The organism is Methanoculleus sediminis (assembly GCF_001017125.1).
Taxonomy (GTDB): Archaea; Halobacteriota; Methanomicrobia; order Methanomicrobiales; family Methanoculleaceae; genus Methanoculleus; species Methanoculleus sediminis.
The window spans coordinates 164,316-186,898 of sequence record NZ_JXOJ01000003.1 but is presented as its reverse complement, the minus strand read 5'-3'; the positions used below and the strand labels follow the sequence as shown (position 1 = coordinate 186,898).

The window sequence follows — 22,583 nt, the reverse complement described above, 5'->3', positions numbered from 1 at the left end:
GGCGATACTCCCACGGTCCACTGTACTGGGTTTGTTGCATCTCCAGCCGTTCCTCCAGTCTCTACCCCGAGCGAAGCGACCTGCAGAAGTTGAAGCCCCACTCTCTCTCCCTGTCCCCCACTCACTCCATGACAGGAATCACAACAGGAAGTAACCGAGCACCTTGCACCCCCGCCCCCTCCTTCTCTACCCTTCCCTTCATCCATCCCGCAGACGCCCGCCACACCATTTACCGGGGGCACCCGCCCAAGACCCTGACGCCTCTCAATAAGCACCATATTAACTTTTATTTTTTATTTCCCCAATGTTTTGCGAAAATATGCAAACATATATAATAATAAACAGGGACAGTACATCATCAATCGGGGGACAGGATTCATGGAACATTCCATACCCAATCAATTCGATCACGTCCCGGAGCGGATCTCCGGGCTCGTCGACCTCGCATACAACCTCTGGTGGAGCTGGAACGCGGAAGCCCGGATACTCTTCAAGCAACTGAACCACCAGGCCTGGAAAGCAAGCGTCCATAACCCGGTCAGGATGCTGCGCGAGATCCCGGTCGAGTTCCTGAACCGGGCGGCGGCGGATCCCGCCTACTGCCACCGCTACGACATCGTCATGCACCGGTTCAGGAAGTACATGAGCGCCGCCGGAACCTGGTTCTCCGAGGAGTACGCCGACCGGCCTCCATTGACGGTCGCCTACTTCTCGGCGGAGTACGGGCTTCACCACTCGCTCCCCATCTATGCGGGGGGGCTCGGGTTCCTCGCCGGAGACCACCTGAAAGAAGCAAGCGACCTCGGCCTCCCGATGGTCGCCGTCGGGTTCCTCTACTCGCAGGGTTACCTGCACCAGCAGATCGACCACGACGGCTGGCAGGAGGACGTCACCGAACCCCTCGACCGCGATGCGGCGCCCGTCACCCCGGTGCTCGATGCCGACGGCGAAGACCTCGTGGTCCGGGTCCCGCACATCGACCCGCCCATCTACGTCGCCGTCCGGAAAGTGCAGGTCGGCAGGATCCCGCTCTATCTCCTGGATACGGATATCCCCTGCAACGACCCCGAGAACCGGGGGATATCGTCCCGGCTCTATGCCGGCGACCGGGAGCAGCGGCTCCGGCAGGAGATTGTCCTCGGCATCGGCGGGAGGAAGGTGCTCCACGCCCTCGGCATCGAGTACGCGGCGGTGCACCTGAACGAAGGCCACCCGGCGTTCGCGCTGCTCGAGCGGATCCGCGAGCGGGTCGAGCGGGGGATGGAGTTCGAGGAAGCGCTCGAGGAGGTGCGGGCAACCTCCGTCTTCACCACGCATACGCCCGTTCCTGCAGGGCACGACGTCTTCTCCGTCGACCTCATCGACCGCTACTTCGCACCCTACTACGCGGCGCTCGGCATCGACCGGATCCGGTTCCTGCAGCTCGGGGTTCACCCGGAGAGCCCCGCCTCGGGGTTCAACATGACCGCGTTCGCCCTGCGCGCGTCGGCGCATCACAACGGGGTCTCGCGTGCAAACGGGGCCGTCGCCTGCGATATGTGGAAATGCCTCTGGCCCGGGCCCGCGGAAGCGACGGTGCCCATCGACTACGTCACGAACGGCGTCCACGTGCCGACCTGGCTGAACACCCGGATGAAGGCGCTCTACGACCGGCATATCGGCCCGACCTCGCCTGACTGGCTCTCGGAGCACGACGACCCGGTGGTATGGGAACTCGTCGACGAGATCCCGGACGCCGAACTCTGGCAACTGCATCTCTGGCTGAAGGCGAAACTTATCAACCGGCTCCGGGAACGCGAGCGGCTCCGGTGGACGACGCGAACCGGAGGGGCGTCGAGCTCCGCGGTCGAAGGCGCGTTCCTCAACCCCTCCGTCCTGACGATCGGGTTTGCCCGGCGGTTCTCGACCTACAAGCGTGCATATCTCATCTTCGAGGACCTGGAGCGGCTGAAACGCATCTTAAACAACCCCTGGCAGCCCGTCCAGATCATCTTCGCCGGCAAGGCCCACCCGTCCGATAACGAAGGAAAGCAGGTGCTCCAGCAGATCTACCGCTACACGCAGGACCCGGGATTTGGCGGACGGGTCGCGTTCATCGAGGACTACAACGATCAGGTGGCCCAGTACCTGGTGCACGGCGTCGACATCTGGTTGAACAACCCCCTGCCCCCGATGGAGGCGAGCGGCACGAGCGGGATGAAAGCATCGCTCAACGGGGTGCTGAACCTCTCCATCCTGGACGGCTGGTGGATCGAGGGCTACAACGGCAGAAACGGCTGGGCGTTCGGGGAAACGGCGGCCGACTGCGAGGCGAGGGACGGCATCGACGCCGCGGCGATCTACGGCCTCCTGGAGAACGAGGTCGTCCCGCTCTACTACGATCGCTCCATCGACGATATCCCTCACGGCTGGGTGAAGATGATGAAGGAGTCGATCAAGAGCAACGGCCCCCGGTTCTCGTCCCGCCGGATGGTGAAGGAATACGTCGCCCGGTACTACCCGTCGCTCCTGAAGGGCGCGGGAGCGGCATATGCCCGCTACCCGGCAACGGCGAAATCCCGACAATTGCCGGCCTGGAAATCGCAGGTGCAGGGGAAGGGAGCAGACGATCTCTTCTCCCCGTGAGCACGTGAAACGGGGGAGTTCTCTATGGGGCCGCCTCCCTGCCGGCTACGGAGCGGTTGCCCTTACGGACCCCTCTCCTTCGATCCTCGCCGGTGCCCCGCTCAACGTGTGGGGATCTTCCACCGGCCCGTGCAACACGCTTCCGTGTCTCTTCGTCGGCGGCCTGAAGGCCTCTTGCTCCGTGCGGTGCCCTGCCCCCGGCACTCGCGACCCGCTGGCGGGTCTCAACGTTTGCAGCCTGGAGTCCCCGTTCGGTGTGCGGCGCCATCCCGCCGATTCTCGCGACTCGCTGCCGGGTCGCTTCATCCGCCGATGCAAGACCGCGTTTTGTCAGGTTCTTCTTTCCGGTCATATCGCCACCCTCCGGACCGTCCGTGTCACCGGTCGCCTCTTGCATCTATTGTCGCGCGGAGGCGCCCTCGACCGGCATGCCGTTCGATTCCGCGCGGCCGATTGGGCTTTGCCTGTTTGTGGGACGACCATGCCGCCGGACACCTGCGCCGCTCGCGCTCACGCTCTCCCCTGCCGTCATCCGTCTCCCTCCATGAGGGGCGGGTGAATGGAGCAACTATTATAAAATGGTTGTTTTGCCGCCGTCCGCAGCAAAATACTGCCGGTTCAGGCAGGACGGTCCAGTGAAACGGATGGGTATTCCAGGGGATCGTTATGGGATATTTTCATATCCCGCCCTGCATCTCCCTGATCATCCGCCGCACCTGGCCGAACTGCACCTCCGGCCGGGTAAAGATACAGAGATACTCATCGCCATAGGGAGCGATGACGACGTTTCCACCGCGATAAAAGAGCGTCATCTGTACGAATGCCCCGTTCGACGGCGCAACCGACTGCAGGCGGATTGCCCACCGGAGCAGGTCCTCGGCAAAGGCGACGGTATATTCGGCATCGATCTCCCCGACCGATGAAGTGCAGAGACCGTCGGCAAAACAGGCAATTGCGGTCACCCCGGGATGCCGGAGCAACGTCCTGAACGAATCGGGTTCCTTTGGGATAGATGCGTCGTGGGGCACAGCGTCTTCGTGTCTGGTTTCGGTCACGCTATCGCCGTGCGGGTCGTTCTCCGCGGGTCGTCCGGCCGTGGGAGAGCCGTTGCCGGGCTGCAGGAGAGCCTGCATCTCTGCCGATAAGGCGAGGGCCTCCCGCATCTCCTGGGGCTCGTACCGGAAGAGGCCGAAGTCGAGGAGCGGCTGGCTGCCGAAGTACTTCAACGCCGACGGCCCGCTCAGGGATTTCAGCGGGTGCATGAACTGTGCGGCGAGAGGCTCTCCCTTCTGCACCAGCACGAACCCCTCTCCATCCTGCATCGTGATCCGCACCGCCCCGGAAAAACGGGTCGTGTGGGAGAAGATCCACGGGAGCGGTGCCTGCATCTCCCCGAGGGCCTTCCCCTCCGGCAATTTATCCGTCATTCGCAACCCTGCCCGACCGTATCCAATGTGTTGAAAACAAGCGTCCTCACCGCCCGTTTCCCTTACTCGGCGTCGTCCTTGGCAAGGGTGTCGAGGATCTTGTAGGAGTTGATCAGGCGGTTGAACGCGACTGCGAGTTCGCCGATCTCATCGTTGCTCGTCACCGTGATCTCGACGTTTGTGAGATCGCCCTGGCTTGCGTTGGTCGCGGCTTTCGAGAGTTGCTCGACCGGGTCCGTGATGCTCTTCGCAAGGAAGAAACTCCACATAAAGACCACGAAGACCGTGAGCAGGGTCATGACGATGATGCTGTTCTGCAGGCCGAGCGTGGCGACGACGCTCACGGTGTCCCCCATCGAGACGATCCCCAGCAGGAAGATGGGGATGACCGCAACGGTGAGCATGCTCGCCATGAGTTTGTAGAACATGGGGATCTGGATGGTGAGGCCGTCCTGGAATACCCCGATTTCTTGCGAGAAAGATTCAGCCATGAGAGAATATTTTCTCACTTTAGTATATGAAGTTATTCTTTACTAAAAATTGATGTCAGGGTAAAATATCAAATTCTAATTGATCTAAATAGTCAATAAACGATTTCAGGTATTTTTATGCACCTTTAAACATAATATCCGGAAATCCCCGAAGATCACGGCGTCCTTGAAGTTCGGTATATATGTGCGCATGAAAATCGTTCATACGCCTGCTGCGATTTGTGAATGTTTTTCACGCGCAGGTGTGCCCGGCATCTTACCCGGGGGGTGGATTTCGGACTGCAGCAGGCCCGGCATGAAGCGGCTATCCGGAGGGGCATCGACAGATTGATACGGGTACGGAAGAGTTGGGATGAGCGCAACTTCGTGCCCCGTGCCGGGGGTTGAGGGTTCATGGTATGACGCTTGTGATTGCTTTCATCGGAAAACAGGGCGCCGTGATGGCGGGGGATATGCGGGAGATCGCATTCGGAGGGGACGATGCCTCCATCGAAGACCTGGAGCGCGAACTCTACGACGGTTCGATCGCCTCCGACAGCGACCTCGCACAACGGGCAGGCGAGATTGGGGTGACGATCCGGGTCAGGGACGATAAAGCCAAGGTCTCGCAGCGGGACGGGGTGCTCGTCGGCGAGGTGACCGAGACGGAGGGGGCGAAGACTTCGAGGAAGAGGCTCTACGCTACGAAGGGGAGTTACGTGATCGCCGAGATCGTCGATTCCCGGCTGCGGGTAATGCAAAAGGGGCAGGCGAGCAACTTCGTGGTGCTGGGAAACGATATCACGAAGAGGATTGCCAACCAGTGCATCCAGGGGATGTGGGAAGGGGGAACGATCCAGGATGCCCTGCGTCTCATCATGCTCACCATGCAGATAGCGGCAAGCGTAACGGCGTCGGTGAGCAGAACGTTCGTACTGGTGCATACCGATAGCGCGGCGGATATTACAACCGCTATCGCTACAGATTCCCGAAAAGAACAAAATCCGGATTGAGTTCACCCCGATCTGGTGCGGGGCCCTGCCGGAGGCAGGCGACGAAGCCTCAACCCCGGCGCGCAAAATGCGGAAGTTACTGGCTGAGATAGTTGTGCTTCTTGAGCCAGTCTACCTGGGGCTTGATGTACCGGTAGATGATATCGCACTTCTCGTCCTGGAAACTCCAGGGAACGACGATAAGAAGGTCGCCTTCGCGTATCCAGAGCCGCTTCTTGATCTTGCCCTTGATCCTTCCCGTGCGCGTGACGCCGTCCTCGCAGCGGACGCGGATGTGGTTTGCCCCGAGCATCAGGTCGGCCCGGCCGAAGATCTCCCGATTTCTCTTCTTAGGTAATCGTACTCGTACGATCTCTTCGCTATTGTTCTGTGTTCCTCGTGTATTCGTCAGTTAATCAACTCCGTAATAGGCGGCGGTGCGGTCCGCCCGAATACTTACTAGAGGTGTATATCAATGATCCAAGCCACCATTAAAGTATCTGTTCCCGGAAAGATCCGCACAACCGTGATCCTCCGGGAGGAGACTGGAATGCGCGGGGTGCTCCGGGCGGTGCAGGGAGATCGGCACCGGGAACCCGCCCGACGCAATCCGGTCTCCGGAACCCCGCAACCCTGCCGGGCACGACCCCGGCAAGCGGGTGTGCTCCCGCACCGGGGGAGCCGACTCCAAACCGCTCTCCGGTTTTTCTTCCGAAGGATAATTAAGGTTTGAGCGTACATGTGTGAAGAGGATCTTTGAATGGAAAGCAACAAGCTGTACGTCGGTAACCTCACCTACTCGGTAAATGAGGAACAACTGAAAGAATTATTCAGCCAGTACGGGACGGTGAACGACGTCAGAGTCATCGAGCGCAAAGGCTTCGGGTTTGTCGAGATGTCCAGCCCCGAAGAGGCTGAGGCAGCAAAGGAAGCCCTGAACAACACCGTATTCGAAGGCCGTACCATGAAGATCGACGAGGCACGGCCCCCGAGACCGAGAAGCGACTTCCGGCGGTACTAGACAGACCCCGAAGAACAGTATTCCGAATATCCCACATTTTTGAAGAGTCGGGGTTCATGCGAACCTCACCTCTGATTGTCCGGTATGGACGGTTCCGTTACCGGTTCCTGTCTTTGCAGCCGTTCCGCCGCAAGCGACCGCACCCGGTCCCGACACGCCGCCTCCGTCATCAGGGAGTTATCTCCCGCACGATCCTGCGGGAGAATGGGTGGCCTGCCCGCCCGGCGGAGCCGTCACCACCTCCTGTCCGAAATATTCTATCGCCGGATTACAGGTATTTTCGCCTTAAACGACGGCAACCTTTTTATTCAACCAGAGCTATGGTGGCGGCCGTGTGTCTCGCAAGGCGGGATGCAGGCAAAAAAGGTGGTGAGAGTTATGGCAGAAGAGAGACCTTCAGTTAAAGGCGGGATGGCCTCTGCAGCACGGGCTGCTTCCGTCCAGGAACTGAGTGCATCAGCGTTCCAGAAGTATCTCAGCGGTATGGACTATCCTGCCGGCAAGCAGGATCTGATCAGCCACGCCAGGAAGAACAATGCACCCGACGCGGTGATCCAGGTTCTCGAGATGTTCCAGGACAAGACCTTCCAGTCCGCAGCAGATGTGAGCCAGGAGTTCGGCAGGGTCAAATAACCCTGCTTTTTTTTGCATTGCAGGACCGGTCGCGATTCCCCGGTACCGCTCATTCCTCGGAGGTGAACTCCGCCGCCCAGTCGAATCCCTGGTTGTCTTCGTACCATTGCGGCCAGCGGGAGGACCATGCGGGCACGTTCACATCCCGAACCCGCTCGGTGGCCGGGAGGTAGGGCTTGATGTCCAGCACCGGCGTGCCGTCGTCGGCATCGATGTACGCGATCCTGACGATGCCCGACACGCTATCGATGCCGATTACCGGAGCCACCGAGAGCGCGATCGGGTTCGGCCGGACGGGGGACCGTGTGGCAAAGATCCCGATCGTCTCCGGGCTCCTCGTGTAGGGCTTTTTGCAGACCGTCTCGTTCCGGCGCTCCGGCGTATCGACCCGGTCGCCCCACCAGAGCACGACGATATGGCCGAATCCCCCCAGTTCCCGGAGCGCGGGCCGGAACGGCCCGGCAATCTCGATCGAGAACGATTCGTCGTCGGCATGCACGATGCCGACCGGTTTTACGGTGAATGTGCGCGTATCCATAACGGTAGCCTTTCCCCGGTACGATGCCGGACGTGTATCGTACCGCTCGGTCAGGGGTCGGCGCAGGAGGACTAAAAGGGCTCGAGTCTGCCCCGGGGCAGGGTTGCGGCGCCGTCCGGGCCGTCTTCCCTGTCGCCGGGGCGGTTTCCATGAGAATATAACGGAGGAGCGTCTAACGCCTCAACGTGGACACCTGAACCCATGGAGGAGAGGTATACCAGAAATGACGGAAGAGAGGAGAAAGAAACCGAACCCTGCAGACAGGTTCTGCTGGGGTGCGGACGATATCATCGTCATAAGGAAGCGGGAAGAGGACGAGCCGAAACCGGACGATGGAATCGTTTATTGAGCGGCCGGGCGCCGAACGCACCCCGTGATTGAAATGATCCTGAAAAAGCGCATGCGAGAGGCCGGATTCGAACCGGCGAACTCCTACGAGACCAGGCCCTGAACCTGGCGCCTTTGACCTGGCTTGGCAACTCTCGCGCGAATGTGTGGCGAACCTCCGCCGTTGGCGTGTCCCGGCGTTCCTCGCGCCTAATACTGTAGTATCTCCAACAAAATAAATGTAATTACTCTCCGCCCTCTCCGATGCCGGGAGAGTCGTGGGAGTTGTTGTCCATAAACCGCTTCATCTCCAGTTCACGCAGTTCGTGCCGCTTGATCTTGCCGGAGATGGTCTTCGGGAGCGACTCCACGAACTCGATGAGGCGGGGGTATTTGTAGGGCGCCGTCACGCGCTTGACCTGTTTCTGGATGTCTTTGACCAGCGACTCCGTGGGCCGGTACCCGGGCTTTAAGACGATGAAGGCCTTGACGACCAGCCCGCGGAGCACGTCGGGCGATCCGACGACCGCCGCCTCCTGAACGGCCGGGTGCTCCATGAGGGCGCTCTCGACCTCGAACGGCCCGATCCGGTAGCCGGACGACTTGATGACGTCGTCGTCGCGCCCGATGAACCAGAAGTAGCCGTCCTCGTCCATGTAGGCCTTGTCGCCGGTGAAGTAGAACCCGTTCGAGAAGACCTTGTGGTTCTCTTCGCCGTTGTTGAGGTAACCGGAGAAGAGCCCGACAGGCCGGGGCTCGACCCTGATCGCGATCCGCCCTTCCTCCCCGACGCCTACCGGGTTGCCGTCGTCATCGAGGAGTTCGATCCGCCAGCCCGGCATGGGCCTCCCCATCGAGCCGGGTTTGGTCTTCATGCCGGGAAGCGTCCCGATACAGAGCACCGTCTCGGTCTGGCCGTAGCCCTCGTAGATGGTCTGTCCGGTTCCCTCCTGCCATGCCCGGATCACCTCGGGGTTGAGGGCTTCGCCGGCGCTGCAGCAGTGCCGCAGGTCGGCGAGATCGAACTTGTCGAGGTCGGCGAGGATGAGCATCCGGTAGATGGTCGGGGGGCAGCAGAACGTCGTGACCCCGTACTTCTCCAGCAGGGGGAGGATCTCGGTGGCGTGGAACCGGCCACGGATGTCGTAGACAAAGATGCAGGCGCCGACGATCCACTGGCCGTAGAGTTTTCCCCACGCGCTCTTTCCCCAGCCGGTATCGGAGATCGTGAGATGCAGGTCGTTCGGGTGCAGGTCGTGCCACAGCTGCGCGGTGACGATGTGCCCGAGCGGGTAGGCGTGAGAATGGACCACCATCTTCGGCTCGCCGGTGGTGCCGGAGGTGAAGAAGATCAGCAGCGGGTCGGTCGATTTCGTCCGGTGCATGCCGGGGAGGTTGACCAGTTTGTGCGAGCAGGGCGCGGGGTAGTCGAGCTCGACGGGGTAACTGACCCACCCGTCCCGCACGCCGTCGATCATGAGCCGGACCGCGAGCGTGGGGCACTCTTCGCGGATCTCCTCGACCTTGTCCGCATGCTCGGCCATGGTGATGATCATCCTGATGTCGGCCGCCTGGATGCGGTATTTCAGGTCTTTGGGGGTCAGCATCGTCGTCGCGGGGCAGTAGACCGCGCCGAGCTTGATCAGGGCGATGGTGAAGATCCACCATTCGGGTGTCCGGGGGAGCATCAGCATGACCCGGTCGCCCTTCTTGATACCGTATTTCAGGCAGATGTTGACGGCCTGGTTCGAGAGGCGCATGAGGTCGAAGAACGTATATTTCTTCTCGTTTCCGTTCTGATCGACCCAGATCATCGCCAGTTTGTTCCGGTCTTTCTTCGCCCATGCGTCGATCACGTCGAAGCCGAAGTTATAGTATTCAGGAACGTCTATCTTGAAATTGGCGCATAGGTCCTCGTAAGACGGTGGTTTTTGCTCTTCATCTGCCATAACGCGATCCCTTAAAAGTTGCGCGTTTATGGTTTAAAGCATTCACGAAGCTGAAACGCGTTCCGTATCCGGAATGGGCATAAAGATTACCCATTAGTATTATGGTTTAAAAAACGATACTCATATCGATGGATGAGAAGGGATACGAGTCACTGAAAATTGAGAACATCGTTGCCTCCGGGGTGATTGCCGACGCGATCGACCTCGAAAACGTATCTGATAAAATAAAAAACTGCGAACTGAATACGAAGAGGTTCCCCGGAGCGGTCTACCGCATCGAGAAACCCAAGATCGCATCCCTGATATTTTCCTCGGGAAAAGTGGTGCTCACCGGTATCAGGAACAACCAGGACCTGCATGACGGCCTCGATATCATCATGCAGTCGCTCCGCGATGCCGGGGTCGATACCTACGACGAGCCGCAGGTCGCGGTCACGAACATCGTCTGTTCGTACGACATGGGCAAGTACATCAACTTAAACAAGGTGGTCATCACCCTCAACCTCGAGAACATCGAGTATGAACCCGAGCAGTTCCCGGGTCTCGTCTACCGGATCGACGATCCGAAGATCGTCGCCCTTCTCTTCAGTTCCGGCAAGATCATCCTGACCGGCGGGAAGAACATCGAGGATATCAAGAGAGGGCTTGATTTCCTGGAGCAGCGGCTCGAAACGATAATGTGAAACTGTTTTCCCGTATTTTTATTCCAGCGGAGAATGGGGGCCTCCGGCCCCATTATTTTTGACCGGGCGTGGTCGGGCTGTCAGGGCGTCCTGCCGGTGTATGCTGTTGGGGTAGTAGCTGGCCCGACGAGGTTATGGTATCAATCTACTCAAAGCGCTCTATGATCGGGGTGCGCAGAAGTTCATCCTCGAATCACCGCAACTCCCATGCGCGGATTTCTAGGGGATATCGCCATTAGGGGGTGGGGCTGACGGGGAGGGGGGCTCGCCCCCCCTCCCTGTCCCCTCCCCCCGTGGCGATACTCCCACGGTCCAGCGTACGGGTTTTGTCCAAAGTCCCAGTATTTCTGCCCCGGTCACACTCAAGGTAGTTTTGGTTTATGATCCGAACCGTATCTTTTCTTCGGAGGAAACCATATCCAAGTCGGGCAAATATCTGGTATGACACAATTGGCCGAACACCGTAACTTCCATTTTACCAATACCGATGCGTCTTCACGTAGTTCCGCTCGGCCTTCAAAATCTCCCGGTAGAAGGCGTCCCCCTCGGTCAGGGTCGCGAGGATCCGTGAGGCCACATCCGGGCCGACGCCCTTGGCCGCGAGGGCGGTCACCGCTTTCTTCCCGCTGGAGAGGACGATGTTTGCGTTCCGGAGGAACCGGACCTCGATAGCCCGTTCCTCCTCGGACTTGTTCTTCTTCTTCACCGCCGGGATGAGGTCTTCGTCCCAGGGTTTCAGCGCCGCGATGAGCCGGGCGCTGCAGAGGGGGCACTGCGGCTTATCGGGGACGCGCTCGACGACCGTCCGGCTCTTCCACTTCCGGCAGTTCATGCAGAAGAGGACGACGTCCTCCTTCTCGAGGCGGCGCGCGAGCGTCCCGATCACCGCCTGGTCGACCATCGGCGGCGGGATCATGTCCCGCGAGGACGAGAGCACGTCGCTCCCGAGCGGGCTTAACCGTCCCGTGGCGACGGCGATGCGGCCGTCATGGACCGCCGAGAGGATCTCCTGCGCCGCGTCCACGTCCATGGAGATGCTGAAGAGCTCGCGGTAGGCCTCGGCCGCGATGACCGTCCCGTCGAAGAGATCGATGAGCCGGTGGATGCTGAACCGCTCGTAGTCGGCATCCGCGTCGATGGCGCCGAACTTCTTGGCCACCTGCACGAGTTTCCACTTGAAGAGCGCCGTTCGTTTCAGGGCGAGTTTCAGGATTCCGGGGAGGTGTTCGGGCTCGAGCGCCGCGAGGGTCTCCTGCACCTCGAGTGAGCGGACGTTGTCGGGCAGGCGGAGGAGGAACCGGTAGGCCCCGACCTCGATCCCGACGCTCGTCCCGTAGCGGGCGGAGAGGAGGACCGAGAGCGCCCGGGCCAGCGCCTCGTTCGCCTTGTGCCCGCCGCAGACGTTGCAGACCACACCCTCGTCCGCGTTCTCGAGGGTGACGAGGCGGTCCGAGGGGACCGGGTAATTTCCTTCGTCCATCCGGGCGATGAACCGCTCCGCGTAGGCGATAGCACCGGGGGCGTCCGAGTAGCGGTCGAACGCCCGGGTCCGCCGGAGCGCCCCGACCTCCCGGGCGACGGCGAACGGCACCGGGATCTGTTCTCCTTCCCACGACGGAACCTCGCCTTTCGCCCGGGTGGCCGGCTCGACCGTGATCCGCGTGCCCTCGATCTCGAGCACGCGCCAGAGCTGGCCCTTGGTGATGAAGACCGCGCCGGTGTGCATCCACCCGAGGACGAACGATTCGTCGAGCGTCCCGACCGTGCGGCGCGAGACCATATCGAAGATCTCCATCTTCCGCTCGTCGTGGATCATCGAGAGGTTCTCGATGAGATAGCGCCGCGCCCGGCCGGTCCGGATGATCCGGGTCCCGTCAAGCCGGATCAGCCGGTGCTCGGCCATCTGGCGGCAGACGTCGTCGAGGAGCGACCCGGAACCGGTAAAGACGTTCGACCGCTCGATCATCTCCCGGACGCGGGAGATCTCGAGCTCGCCGTACTCGACCGCGATCGCCGCAACCTGGTTCGCGAGGACGTCGGCGGCGCCGGCGGGCGGGAAGATCCGCTCGCACTCGTTCGCCTTTGCCCTCCGTGCGATCACGAGCGACTCAAGGAGGTCGTCAAACCCCGTCGCGAGGACGGTTCCTCGCGATACGGCGTCGAGACGGTGGCCGGCCCGGCCGACCCGCTGCACCAGGCGCGAGACCTGCCGGGGGGAGCCGAACTGGACGACGTGCTCGATGTGCCCGATATCGATACCGAGTTCCATCGAGGACGTGGCAATCAGCGTTCGGACCTCGCCCTTCCTGAACCGCTCCTCGGCATCGACCCTGACGTCACGCGAGAGCGAGCCGTGGTGGACCTCGACGTCCCCGCGGGAGTAGAGATTGTGGCCGAGCGCCTCGGCGGTCACCCGGGTGTTGACGAAGACAAGGGTGGAGCCGGGAGAATCCAGGCACTTTCCGACGGCACGCACCTGGGCGCCGAACTCCTCCCCGGCGAACCGGACGCCGATATCGAGGCTGCTCGCGACCGGCACCTCGACGAGCGAGAACTGCCGGGCTCCGCAGAGGAACCGGCCGATGTCGCCGGGGTTCCCGACGGTCGCCGAGAGGCCGATCCGCTGGAACTCCCCGGCGTATTCGGCAAGGCGTTCGAGCGCCACCGCGAGCTGCGCTCCCCGCTTGCTGTCGGCGAGTTCGTGGATCTCGTCGATGACGACGTATCTTACGTTCTTCAGGTGCTCGCGGAGGCGCTTGCCCATGAAGAGCGCCTGCAGCGACTCGGGGGTGGTGATAAGCAGGTCGGGAGCGTTCAGCGCCTGTTTGCGCCGCTCGTTCTGCGGGGTGTCCCCGTGCCGGACGCCGACCGAGAGACCGAGTTCGCGGCACCACCACTCCATCCGGTTGAGGATATCCCGGTTCAGGGACCGGAGCGGGGTGATGTAGAGCGCCTTGAACCCCGCGCCGACGGTCTCGAGGAGCCGGTCGAAGACCGGGAGCATCGCGCTCTCGGTCTTTCCCGTACCGGTCGGCGCCACCAGGACAAGGTTCTCCCCCGAAAGGAGCCGGGGGATGGCCTGCTCCTGCGCCTCCGAGAACCCGGTGAATCCGCGCCTCCCGACGACCTCCCGCACCCGCGGGTCGAGGAGGTCAGCGGTCGTCTGCGGGGCAGAGCGTGGCCGGCGAGCCGACGTACGTGCCATCTGCTAAGAACACCTCCGCAGTTTCTTTGTCTATGCACCGGGAGAGGGGGCCGAGCCCGCTCTGTTGCAGCCGCCCGACGTCGATCCCGCCCGCGAACTCGTTGAAGGCCGGGACGAAGAGGAGCCGGGTGCGCTCCCCGGACGGCTCCTCGACCGTCGAGTAGAGATAGGCCGGCCGGGCGCGTGCGGCGCACCCGACGGTATCCACGAGCGAGACGACCGGGTGGTGGTGGCCGAGGACGACGAGGTGGCCGGGGAGTTCGGGGGCGGGACGGGTGTGGCCGTGGAGGTAGCCGACGCCGTCGATGAGCGTGCCCTCGGCGGGCAGGAGTTCGCCGGGCTCGAGGAACCGCCCGATGCCCCCGTCGTGGTTGCCCGGGGCGACGGCTATCGGCACGCGGTCCCTAAACGACCGGAGGACGCCGGGGAGTTCCCGGTACTCCTGCCTGCTCGTTACCGGGACGTTGTGCTTGACGTCCCCGAGGAGGAGGAGGAGGTCGGGCTGCGTCTCTTCGATGCAGGCGATCACCCGGTCGGTCCGGGCGGCGCTCCGGCTCGCGATGTGGACGCCGTGACGTTCGAGGCCCGATTCGATGCCCATGTGCAGGTCGGCGACGACCAGCACCCGCCGGTCGCTCTCGACCAGAAGGGCAGGGCCGTTCTCGATGAAATGAAGGTGCATTATCGTGTCAGATCAGTTTTATCATGCCCGATGCGGGCTGGTAGCATTCCCCTGCGGCGAGGAGTTCCTCGAGCGAGGCACGTGCTTCCCGGGCGGAGAGGCCCGACCGCACCCCGATGGCGACGGCGTCTTCGAATTCGACGCCCCGGGCGCCTCCCTCTCCCTCGAGGGCGGAAAGAAGGAGGTCGCGGGCGACGAGGGGCGCGATCTCGCCGACGGCGATCTCCGGGCGGACGGTTGCAAGGGCTGTGCGCACCATCGCGGCCATCCCACGGATATCCTCGTCCGTGGTTCCGTAGAGGCGGCGGGCGGCCGCGGCGCGTTCGCCCCCGCCGTCCAGGAGGGCTTCGAGCCGGTCGATGGTCGCGCCGGCGGTCGAGAGCACCCAGAGGTCGCGGGCGGTGCGGTTCACCACACTGAGCGCCTCGGCCTCCACCGTCGCGCACGCTCGCTCACCGGTTCCGGCGAGCGTCGCCCGGCCGGTGACGGCGACGAACGCGGGCGGTTCGATGTGGCCGAGCGTCTCGGCCGCGTCCGGGCTCTGCCAGCCGACCGAGACCTGGAACGCGCCGGTGGGATCGGCAAGCCGGGCCTGCATGACGTCGCCGCTCCCCCTCTTCTCGGTAAGGGCGCCGACGATGAAGAGGCGGCGGCACCAGGCGGCCCCCGGCGTCACCACGTACGAGCCGTTCCGGCCGTCGCCGGAGTCCGCCGTGTGCCGCGCGGCGGCAAAGTCCTGCGCAAATACCCGTTCTGCAGGTTCCATAAATCCGTCCGTTCGAGGAAGGGGGTGCGGATATGCCGGGAAGGGAGATCCGGCCGGATCTCCCGGCCCGGCATTTACGTGAAACCCTGTACCTATCTTTTCGTCTTCAGCTGATTCCGCAAGGAGTTCCCGATCTTCAGGCCGAGCGGGAATTGCGATTCACTGATCTAACTTTATACACTTTTGAGTGAAATAGATACCTGTGCTCACCACAAAGACCGTCATCCTCAAGATGGACTGTTCCGACCCCGATCTTCTCGACCGGACGGTACGGACCTACACCGAGGGGATGAACTACGTCTCTGCGATCGTGTACAACTTCGGGAAACCCAAGGGTTCTGCTGCCCTCCAGAAGATTGTCTATCCCGCTCTTCGGGGACAGATCGGTCTCAAGTCCCAGATGTCCTGCAATGTCGTCCGGCAGGTCACGGGAACCTACCGGACACTCCAGGCACAGGTTCGGGCGAAAAAGACCGGGTGGCAGCAGATCACCTACGCCCCCACCTCCATGACCTTCTCCTTTGGGCGAGACTTCTCCCTTGATGGAGACAAGATCGGTCTTACGACCCTCGAAGGGAGAAAGAAGTACCGGTTCTTCCGGTACCCCCACATGGAGCGGTATCTCGACGGAACCTGGAAGTTTGGCGCGTCGAAACTGGTGAAACACAAGGACGGGACATACTACTTCCACCTCTGTTGCGAGAGGGAGACAGAGACCCGTGAGGTCGCGGAGTCTTCGACCTTTATGGGAGTGGATGTGGGGCAGAACTTCCTTGCGGTTGCCTCGACGACCGACAAAAAGTGTCGGTTCTTCTGTGGCGGGAAAGCCAAGGATCTCCGCAACATCTATTCTACTATGCGGAAACGGTTGCAGTCAAAGGGCACCCGGTCGGCAAAGAAAATGCTGAAGCACCTCTCCGGCCGGGAGAGACGGTTGATGACTGATATGAACCACCGCGTCTCGAAGGAGATCGTTTCTTTTGCCGTTCAGAACAGGGTCGATGTGATCGGGTTGGAGGATCTGTCCGGGATCAGGGATCGGCCAGATGCCCCCAAGAAGCGGAGATACGCCCATCATTCCTGGGCGTTCTTTGAACTTCAGTCCTTCATCGAGTATAAGGCGCGGGAGAAGGGTATATCGACGGTCTATGTCGATCCTGCCTATACCTCCCAGACCTGCCCTCGATGCAACCATATCAGCAAGAATAATCGGAATGGAAGGTCGTTTGTCTGCGAATGCTGCGGGCACTCCCTCCATGCCGATCTTATCGGTGCTCGGAACATCGAGTCCAGAGCACGCACCTACAGGTATACCTTGGAGGTGCAGGGGTGCAGTCAACCACCCGGACGAGAACTATCGACATGATAGAGTCTCAAGCCCCGGCCTTTAGGCCGGGGTAGTTGACCCCTCTAAAAAGGATCACCGGAACGGATGACGATCCTTTTACGATGGACGAGCACCAACACCTATGCAAATGGACGGCAACCACACCATCTGGATAGAGAAGTATCGGCCCAGAAGACTCGACGAGATGGTCGGACAGAAGGACATCGTGGTGCGCCTCCAGTCCTACGTGAAGACCGGCAACCTGCCGCACCTCCTCTTTACGGGCAGCGCGGGGATCGGGAAGACCACCGCCGCCGTGGCGCTCGCCCGGGAGTTCTTCGGCGACTCCTGGCAGATGAACTTCCGGGAGATGAACGCTTCCGACGAGCGCGGCATCGATGTCGTCAGAAACCAGATCAAGGAGTTCGCCCGGACGTCGCCGCTTGCCGGGGCGACGTTCAAGATCCTCTTCCTCGACGAAGCGGACGCGCTGACGACGGACGCGCAGGCGGCTCTCCGGCGGACGATGGAGACCTACGCCCGGACCTGCCGGTTCATCCTCTCGTGCAACTACTCCTCGAAGATCATCGACCCCATCCAGAGCCGGTGCGCCATCTACCGGTTCAGGCCGCTTGACCGGGAGGCCGTCATCGAGGAGACCCGGAGGATTGCCGCGGCCGAGGGTCTCACGGTCACGGAGGGTGCGCTCGACGCCATCGTCTACGTCGCCTCGGGGGATATGAGGAAGGCGATCAACGCCCTGCAGGGCGCCGCCATCCTCCGGGCGGATATCGACGAGAAGACGATCTACGAGATCACCGCGACCGCCCGCCCGGAGGAGATCGACGAACTCCTCGACCTCTCGATAGCGGGGAGGTTCGACGAGGCGGAGCAGGCGCTCATCGAACTGACCCGCGTCCGGGGCATCGCCCCGAACGAGCTGATCAACCAGTGCTACCGGGCACTGGTCCAGCGCGACATCGACCGGACGCTCAAAGTGAGACTGATCGACGCTCTCGGCGAGACCGATTTCCGCCTCTCGGAAGGGGCGAGCAGCGATATCCAGATGGAGGCGCTGCTTGCACGGTTCGTCCTCGCCGCAGAGCGGCACCGCTGAGGATTCTACCGTGACCGAAGAGATAACCGTCGAAGTCACCGATAACGTCGGTGAGTGGACGAAGTTCCTGAAGAAGCAGTACAAGCGCGAGCTTGCCGAGCTCTCCCGCGAGTACCCCCACAACCGTTCGCTCCTTATCGATTACCGGAAGATCTTAAACAACAAACTGGCGTTCGAGCTTCTGAGAAGTCCGGGAAAGGTTCTCGCGGATATCCGGGACGCGATCGTCCAGAACAAACTCCTCAAGCTGAAGGACGGCCAGGAACCCGACCTGATCAACATCCGGTTCACGAACCTGCCGCAGAAGACGAACGTCCGCGACATCCGGGCCGACCAGATCAACACCTTCGTCAGCATCGAGGGGATCCTCCGAAAGACCACCGAGGTGCGCCCCAGGATCGTCAGCGCGGTCTTCCGGTGCCGCACCTGCAACAAGAACACCGACCCGGTTCCCCAGGGCTACGGGCGGTTCGACGAGCCCGATTTCTGCCCGAACTGCGAGAGGAAGACCCGTCTCGATCTGGTGATGAACCGGTGCCGGTTCGTCGACGCCCAGAAACTCCGGATCCAGGAGTCCCCGGAAGGCCTCCGGGGCGGCGAGCAGCCCCAGACGCTCGATATCGACGTCACCGACGACCTGACCGGCATGGTCTCCCCGGGCGACCGGGTGGTGGTGAACGGCATCCTGCGGTCGGTGCAGAGGGTGAACTACGGCCAGAAGAGCACGCTCTTCGACATCTATCTCGAGTGCAACTCAATCGAGGTCGCCGAGAAGGAGTTCGAGGAGGTCTCGATCTCCGAGGACGACGAGGCGAAGATCATGACGCTCGCCCGCGACCCCATGGTCTACAAGAAGATCGCCCGGTCGATCGCGCCGACGATCTTCGGCACGGACGACGTGAAGGAGGCGATCGCGCTCCAGCTCTTCGGCGGCATCGCGAAGGATATGCCGGACGGCTCCCGCCTCCGCGGCGACGTCCACGTCCTGCTGGTCGGCGACCCGGGTATCGCAAAGAGTCAGATCCTCCGGTATGTCGTGAAGCTCTCGCCCCGCGGGATCTACACGAGCGGCAAGTCGTCGACCTCCGCCGGTCTGACGGCGACGGCGGTCAAGGACGAGTTCGGCGACGGGCGCTGGACGCTCGAGGCCGGTGCGCTGGTCCTCGCGGATATGGGGATCGCCGCCGTCGACGAGATGGACAAGATGCAGAAGGAGGACCGGAGCGCGCTGCACGAGGCGATGGAGCAGCAGTGCTACGACGACGAGACCGAGGTCCTCACGGAGAGCGGGTGGAAGCTCTTCCGCGACGTGACCGCGGATGACCGTGTCGCGACGCTCTCTGCCGACGGCAGGCTCGAGTACGCACCCCCGTCCAACTTCGTGGCATCGGAGTATGACGGAGAGATGTACTATGTCAAGTCGCGGCAGGTCGACCTCGCGGTCACGCCGAACCACCGGATGTACGTCAACCTGAACCGGCGTGCCGACGAGTGGGAAGGGTTCCGGCTCATCCGCATGGACGAACTCCCCATCCACAAGCGGATGCGGTTCAAGAAGAACGCCGCATGGACAGGGGAGCGACACGAGACCCATTGGATACCGCCCGTCGTCAAGTTCGCGAACCAGAACGCCGAAGGGAAACTCACCGAGCCCATCACGGTCGGGATGGACGACTGGCTTGAGTTCCTGGGCTACTTCCTCTCCGAGGGGTCGGTTCAGCGGCACCACCAGACGGGGGTTCCCTACCGCGTGATCATATCGCAGACGAACCCGGAGTCTGCCGAAACGATCCGGCAGTGCCTCGAACGACTGCCGTTCCGCTTCTCCTATGACGGCAAGAACTTCTCGATCAACGCAAAGCAACTCGCGGAGCACCTCGCACCGTTCGGCAAGTGCCACGAGAAGCACGTCCCCGACTACGCGAAGAGCCTCCCCCCGGAGCAGATCGGGATACTCCTCGATGCGCTCATGCTCGGGGACGGTTACGTCAACAAGACGACCGGGGTCTCGATATACACCACCTCGTCGAGGAGACTGGCCGACGACGTCACCGAGCTCCTGCTGAAGAAGGGCTGGTCGGGGAACACCTATCGATTGCGGGAGGCCGGGGAGGTCGTATCCAACCCCCGGGGCGGGACATCGACCGTGACCCACGACATCTTCCAGGTGACGTTCATCCGCGACGGCCAGAACGAGCCGAACATCAACACAAATGGAAAGCAGCATATCGAGAAGCGGCCGTATAAGGGCACGATCTACTGCCTCGAGGTCCCGAATCACATCCTCTACGTCCGGCGAAGCGGCATCCCGGTCTGGTGCGGCAACTCGATCTCGGTCGCAAAAGCCGGCATCACCGCGACCCTGAAGTCCCGGTGCGCCCTCCTCGGCGCGGCGAACCCGAAACTCGGGCGGTTCGACCAGTTCGTCCCGATCGGCGAGCAGATCAACATGCCGCCGTCGCTCCTCTCCCGTTTCGACCTCATCTTCGTGATGACCGACCAGCCGGAGGCACAGCGCGACGGGGCGATTGCGCAGCATATCATCAAGACTCACAGCGTGGGCGAACTGATCAAGCAGCACGAGTACGAACCGCTGCCCGACGTCGATGACAAGTACATCGAGCGGGAGCTTGCGCCGGTCATCCCCGACATCGACCCGACACTCTTACGGAAGTACATCGCCTATGCGAAGCGGACCTGCTTCCCCATCCTCTCCGACGGGGCGAAGGAGGCGCTGATCGCCTACTATATGCGCCTGCGGAACCTCGCGAGCGGGAACAAGCCCGTCCCGGTGACCGCCCGGCAGCTCGAGGCGCTGGTGCGGCTTGCGGAGGCGAGCGCACGGATGCGGCTCTCGAACACCGTCGATACGGAGGATACCGACCGGATCCTGAAGATCGTGGATGCCTGTCTCCGGCAGGTCGCCTACGACGCCGAGACCGGGAGCTTCGACATCGACAAGCTCGTGACCGGGGTCACGAAGTCGCAGCGCGACATCATCCGGTCGGTCAAGGAGGCTATCCGGAACGTCTCCGGCGACTCCGGCGGCCAGGCACGGGTCGACGAGGTTATCGAGATCCTGCTGCAGCAGGGATTCTCCCGCGACAAGATCGAGCACACCCTCGAGCAGCTGAAACGGGGCGGCGAGGTGCTCGAGCCCCGGCACGGGCTGGTGAAGTTGATCGGGTGAGGGGAGAGGGCTGCCCATTTTCTCGCGGAGGGCAGACCGGGTCTCTCACGTTAGATTCCCGGCACGGCTTTCGAGTAGGTATCACCATGCGGGAGGGGCGGGAAGTCGCGGCTACCCTGTCTTCGGGGGGACACGCCGAATTTTTCTGGAGTTAGGAGACAAAACCATCATCCGTAAGGATCTTTTTTATCTTGCTCACCAGAAATCTTGCCGCGGCAAGGGCGCCTTCTGCATCGGTACGGGTGACGACAGAACTGTGATCATACGTGGCCGCATGCCGTTTCCTCCGCATCCGGTCAAAGGCGGCAACCTCATCCGGGGTGAGGTAGAACTTCAGGAACTCCTTTACTGAAACGTGCCCTTCACCACCCTTCGGCCGATAACCCCTGGAGAAGATCAGTGCCCTTCCCGCCGAGAGGGCGGCGTTGTAGGAGATGTTATACGCCCATTCGTTGCTGATCTCAAGGTTCATCTCGGCGGCATGGAGATCCCGTTCCGCAATACCGATCGCTTCCCTGACGGTGCTCTGATCGATGGGTATCTTCTCAATCTTCCCTTCCATCTCCAGACGTTTCACCACAGCAACCCTCACCCAGGATCATGACTTTTGGTCTGCTCAGAACATTGGTGACGAACGGATCGGCCCTGTCGATGCGTTCCCGTAATTCTTCTCTCTTCACCAGCGTATAATTGATCTCCCTTTGCAGGGTTCTCTCGCTCTCGTTTATCAGAGGGATCAGGCGGCTCTCATCGACCTCCCCGACGATGAAGAGATCAATGTCGCTCTTTGCGCCTGCCGTTCCGGAGGCGAACGAACCGTAGATGAATATGCACTCGAGATCGCCGAGTTCGTCAAGTTGCTCTTTGAGAACCCGGGCGACGCCTTCCGTCTTAAGGACCAGTCTCTGCAACTCGGGGTAGAGGAAAAATGTCTGGTCGACGGTGTAGTATGTCTGATTCCCTTTTGTCTCCGAACTCAACAGGCCGAACTCTTCAAGGTGCGCGAGTTCCTTCCGGACAAGGGCGTAGTTCTTCCCGACCAGCCTCTCGACCTGGCGGATGTAATACTCCTTATCGGGGTTTAAGAGGAACAGCGTGAGTACCTTCACTCTCGTCTCTGAGGATATGAGAGCTTCAAGCATGCAGGAAGAGTGTCGCTGATTGATTATAAAAAGTAGTCGATTGATTACTTAGTATACTCTGTCGAGTATGTTATGTGATCAGGATGCGGCATACGGAGTTCGGAAGAACGGGCTCGGCGGTCGGTTGCAGATAACCCGTACGGCACATCGCAGGTGGCAGGTGATAGGCTTCCAGGCAGGATGTTAATGACCTGTCCCGGCGATTCGGATTGTCTGCCGAAGGCTATCATAACCCGCATAGCCTGCCTCGCCGTGAGGACGGCCCGTCTCCTCCACCCCTGGAGGGAGGGTCCACCGCCTCGCTTTCATGAACAGCCCCCAGACGTGTAGCTGATTGTGAGAGAAATGCTATATAGGTCCAGGTCCATCCCTTTGTGCGGATGCCCAAAACAGTGTTCGCAAAACCGCGGAGGCTCACCCCACCCGTCCACGGCCGGGTGAACCCCCCACTGCCCGAAGGCGAAAGAATGGTTCGCATCCCATGTGCTT

General features: G+C 61.5%; 20 protein-coding genes and 1 tRNA gene. 9 read left to right on the top strand and 12 right to left on the bottom strand.

Going from position 1 to position 22,583, the window contains the following annotated elements; genetic code table 11:
• Nucleotides 1-378 precede the first annotated feature (378 nt).
• Nucleotides 379-2,625 (top strand): alpha-glucan family phosphorylase, encoded by a 2,247-nt coding sequence (gene glgP / locus SZ63_RS08495; RefSeq protein ID WP_048184186.1) that lies wholly within the window; start codon nt 379-381, stop codon nt 2,623-2,625.
• A gap of 22 nt (nt 2,626-2,647) precedes the next feature.
• Here glgP and SZ63_RS08490 read toward each other — a convergent pair whose 3' ends face one another.
• The 3 genes from SZ63_RS08490 to SZ63_RS08480 form a co-directional block, all read right to left on the bottom strand.
• Complete coding sequence (locus SZ63_RS08490; RefSeq protein ID WP_048184184.1) at nt 2,648-2,977, bottom strand: hypothetical protein; 330 nt, start codon at nt 2,975-2,977, stop codon at nt 2,648-2,650.
• A gap of 325 nt (nt 2,978-3,302) precedes the next feature.
• The gene (locus tag SZ63_RS08485) at nt 3,303-4,052 is read right to left on the bottom strand and encodes a roadblock/LC7 domain-containing protein (protein WP_048184182.1); all 750 of its coding nucleotides are present in this window, start codon (nt 4,050-4,052) and stop codon (nt 3,303-3,305) included.
• Nucleotides 4,053-4,114: 62 nt separating this feature from the next.
• The gene (locus SZ63_RS08480) at nt 4,115-4,543 is read right to left on the bottom strand and encodes a HAMP domain-containing protein (RefSeq protein WP_048184180.1); all 429 of its coding nucleotides are present in this window, start codon (nt 4,541-4,543) and stop codon (nt 4,115-4,117) included.
• Between the two features lie 398 nt (nt 4,544-4,941).
• On the opposite strand from SZ63_RS08480, the gene SZ63_RS08475 reads away from it, so the two are divergent.
• Complete coding sequence (locus tag SZ63_RS08475; RefSeq protein WP_048184178.1) at nt 4,942-5,535, top strand: MJ0548 connectase family domain-containing protein; 594 nt, start codon at nt 4,942-4,944, stop codon at nt 5,533-5,535.
• Between the two features lie 76 nt (nt 5,536-5,611).
• Here SZ63_RS08475 and eif1A read toward each other — a convergent pair whose 3' ends face one another.
• Nucleotides 5,612-5,926 (bottom strand): translation initiation factor eIF-1A, encoded by a 315-nt coding sequence (eif1A, locus tag SZ63_RS08470; protein ID WP_082122720.1) that lies wholly within the window; start codon nt 5,924-5,926, stop codon nt 5,612-5,614.
• 348 nt (nt 5,927-6,274) lie between these two features.
• Here eif1A and SZ63_RS08465 point away from each other — a divergent pair, with 348 nt between their 5' ends.
• Together SZ63_RS08465 and SZ63_RS08460 are read left to right on the top strand one after the other, a co-directional pair.
• Complete coding sequence (locus SZ63_RS08465; protein ID WP_048184174.1) at nt 6,275-6,535, top strand: RNA recognition motif domain-containing protein; 261 nt, start codon at nt 6,275-6,277, stop codon at nt 6,533-6,535.
• A gap of 378 nt (nt 6,536-6,913) precedes the next feature.
• Nucleotides 6,914-7,168 carry a DUF2795 domain-containing protein gene (locus SZ63_RS08460; protein WP_174435775.1) on the top strand — a complete coding sequence of 85 codons (255 nt, stop codon included), beginning with the start codon at nt 6,914-6,916 and terminating at the stop codon, nt 7,166-7,168.
• Nucleotides 7,169-7,217: 49 nt separating this feature from the next.
• Here the strand turns inward: SZ63_RS08460 and SZ63_RS08455 are convergent, their stop codons facing one another.
• On the bottom strand, nt 7,218-7,706 hold the full coding sequence (locus SZ63_RS08455) for an SAM-dependent methyltransferase (protein WP_048184172.1): 489 nt from the start codon (nt 7,704-7,706) through the stop codon (nt 7,218-7,220).
• A gap of 223 nt (nt 7,707-7,929) precedes the next feature.
• Here SZ63_RS08455 and SZ63_RS13250 point away from each other — a divergent pair, with 223 nt between their 5' ends.
• Nucleotides 7,930-8,055, top strand: a complete 126-nt coding sequence (locus SZ63_RS13250) for a hypothetical protein (protein ID WP_277619447.1) — start codon at nt 7,930-7,932, stop codon at nt 8,053-8,055.
• Nucleotides 8,056-8,107: 52 nt separating this feature from the next.
• Here the strand turns inward: SZ63_RS13250 and SZ63_RS08450 are convergent.
• Together SZ63_RS08450 and SZ63_RS08445 are read right to left on the bottom strand one after the other, a co-directional pair.
• Nucleotides 8,108-8,192 (bottom strand) — tRNA-Leu (locus SZ63_RS08450).
• An 86-nt stretch (nt 8,193-8,278) separates the two neighbouring features.
• Nucleotides 8,279-9,982, bottom strand: a complete 1,704-nt coding sequence (locus SZ63_RS08445) for an AMP-binding protein (protein WP_048184170.1) — start codon at nt 9,980-9,982, stop codon at nt 8,279-8,281.
• 128 nt (nt 9,983-10,110) lie between these two features.
• On the opposite strand from SZ63_RS08445, the gene SZ63_RS08440 reads away from it, so the two are divergent.
• Nucleotides 10,111-10,665, top strand: a complete 555-nt coding sequence (locus SZ63_RS08440; RefSeq protein WP_048184168.1) for a TATA-box-binding protein — start codon at nt 10,111-10,113, stop codon at nt 10,663-10,665.
• Nucleotides 10,666-11,140: 475 nt separating this feature from the next.
• On the opposite strand, the gene SZ63_RS08435 is transcribed toward SZ63_RS08440, so the two are convergent.
• Genes SZ63_RS08435 through SZ63_RS08425 form a run of 3 tightly spaced genes read right to left on the bottom strand, consistent with a single transcriptional unit; the run spans nt 11,141 to nt 15,318 of the window.
• Complete coding sequence (locus SZ63_RS08435) at nt 11,141-13,870, bottom strand: DEAD/DEAH box helicase (RefSeq protein WP_048184165.1); 2,730 nt, start codon at nt 13,868-13,870, stop codon at nt 11,141-11,143.
• Complete coding sequence (locus SZ63_RS08430) at nt 13,818-14,552, bottom strand: metallophosphoesterase (protein ID WP_048184164.1); 735 nt, start codon at nt 14,550-14,552, stop codon at nt 13,818-13,820. Before SZ63_RS08430 ends, SZ63_RS08435 begins: the two co-directional genes overlap by 53 nt.
• 7 nt (nt 14,553-14,559) lie before the next feature.
• A complete protein-coding gene (locus SZ63_RS08425; RefSeq protein ID WP_048184162.1) occupies nt 14,560-15,318 on the bottom strand; it encodes a hypothetical protein in 759 nt (252 codons plus the stop codon).
• A 202-nt stretch (nt 15,319-15,520) separates the two neighbouring features.
• Between SZ63_RS08425 and SZ63_RS08420 the strand changes: the two genes are divergently transcribed.
• The 3 genes from SZ63_RS08420 to SZ63_RS08410 all read left to right on the top strand — a co-directional run bounded on the left by SZ63_RS08420 (nt 15,521) and on the right by SZ63_RS08410 (nt 20,952).
• Nucleotides 15,521-16,684, top strand: coding sequence for an RNA-guided endonuclease InsQ/TnpB family protein (locus tag SZ63_RS08420; protein WP_048184161.1), 1,164 nt, complete (start codon nt 15,521-15,523; stop codon nt 16,682-16,684).
• A gap of 109 nt (nt 16,685-16,793) precedes the next feature.
• Nucleotides 16,794-17,762, top strand: coding sequence for a replication factor C small subunit (locus SZ63_RS08415; protein WP_048184160.1), 969 nt, complete (start codon nt 16,794-16,796; stop codon nt 17,760-17,762).
• Nucleotides 17,763-17,772: 10 nt separating this feature from the next.
• On the top strand, nt 17,773-20,952 hold the full coding sequence (locus SZ63_RS08410; protein ID WP_048184263.1) for an LAGLIDADG family homing endonuclease: 3,180 nt from the start codon (nt 17,773-17,775) through the stop codon (nt 20,950-20,952).
• A 151-nt stretch (nt 20,953-21,103) separates the two neighbouring features.
• On the opposite strand, the gene SZ63_RS08405 is transcribed toward SZ63_RS08410, so the two are convergent.
• Together SZ63_RS08405 and SZ63_RS08400 are read right to left on the bottom strand one after the other, a co-directional pair.
• Nucleotides 21,104-21,514: a HEPN domain-containing protein gene (locus SZ63_RS08405; protein WP_048184158.1), complete on the bottom strand. Its 411-nt coding sequence runs from the start codon at nt 21,512-21,514 to the stop codon at nt 21,104-21,106.
• On the bottom strand, nt 21,498-22,094 hold the full coding sequence (locus SZ63_RS08400; protein ID WP_082122719.1) for a nucleotidyltransferase domain-containing protein: 597 nt from the start codon (nt 22,092-22,094) through the stop codon (nt 21,498-21,500). The genes SZ63_RS08405 and SZ63_RS08400 overlap by 17 nt, the downstream gene beginning before the upstream one ends.
• Nucleotides 22,095-22,583 lie beyond the last annotated feature (489 nt).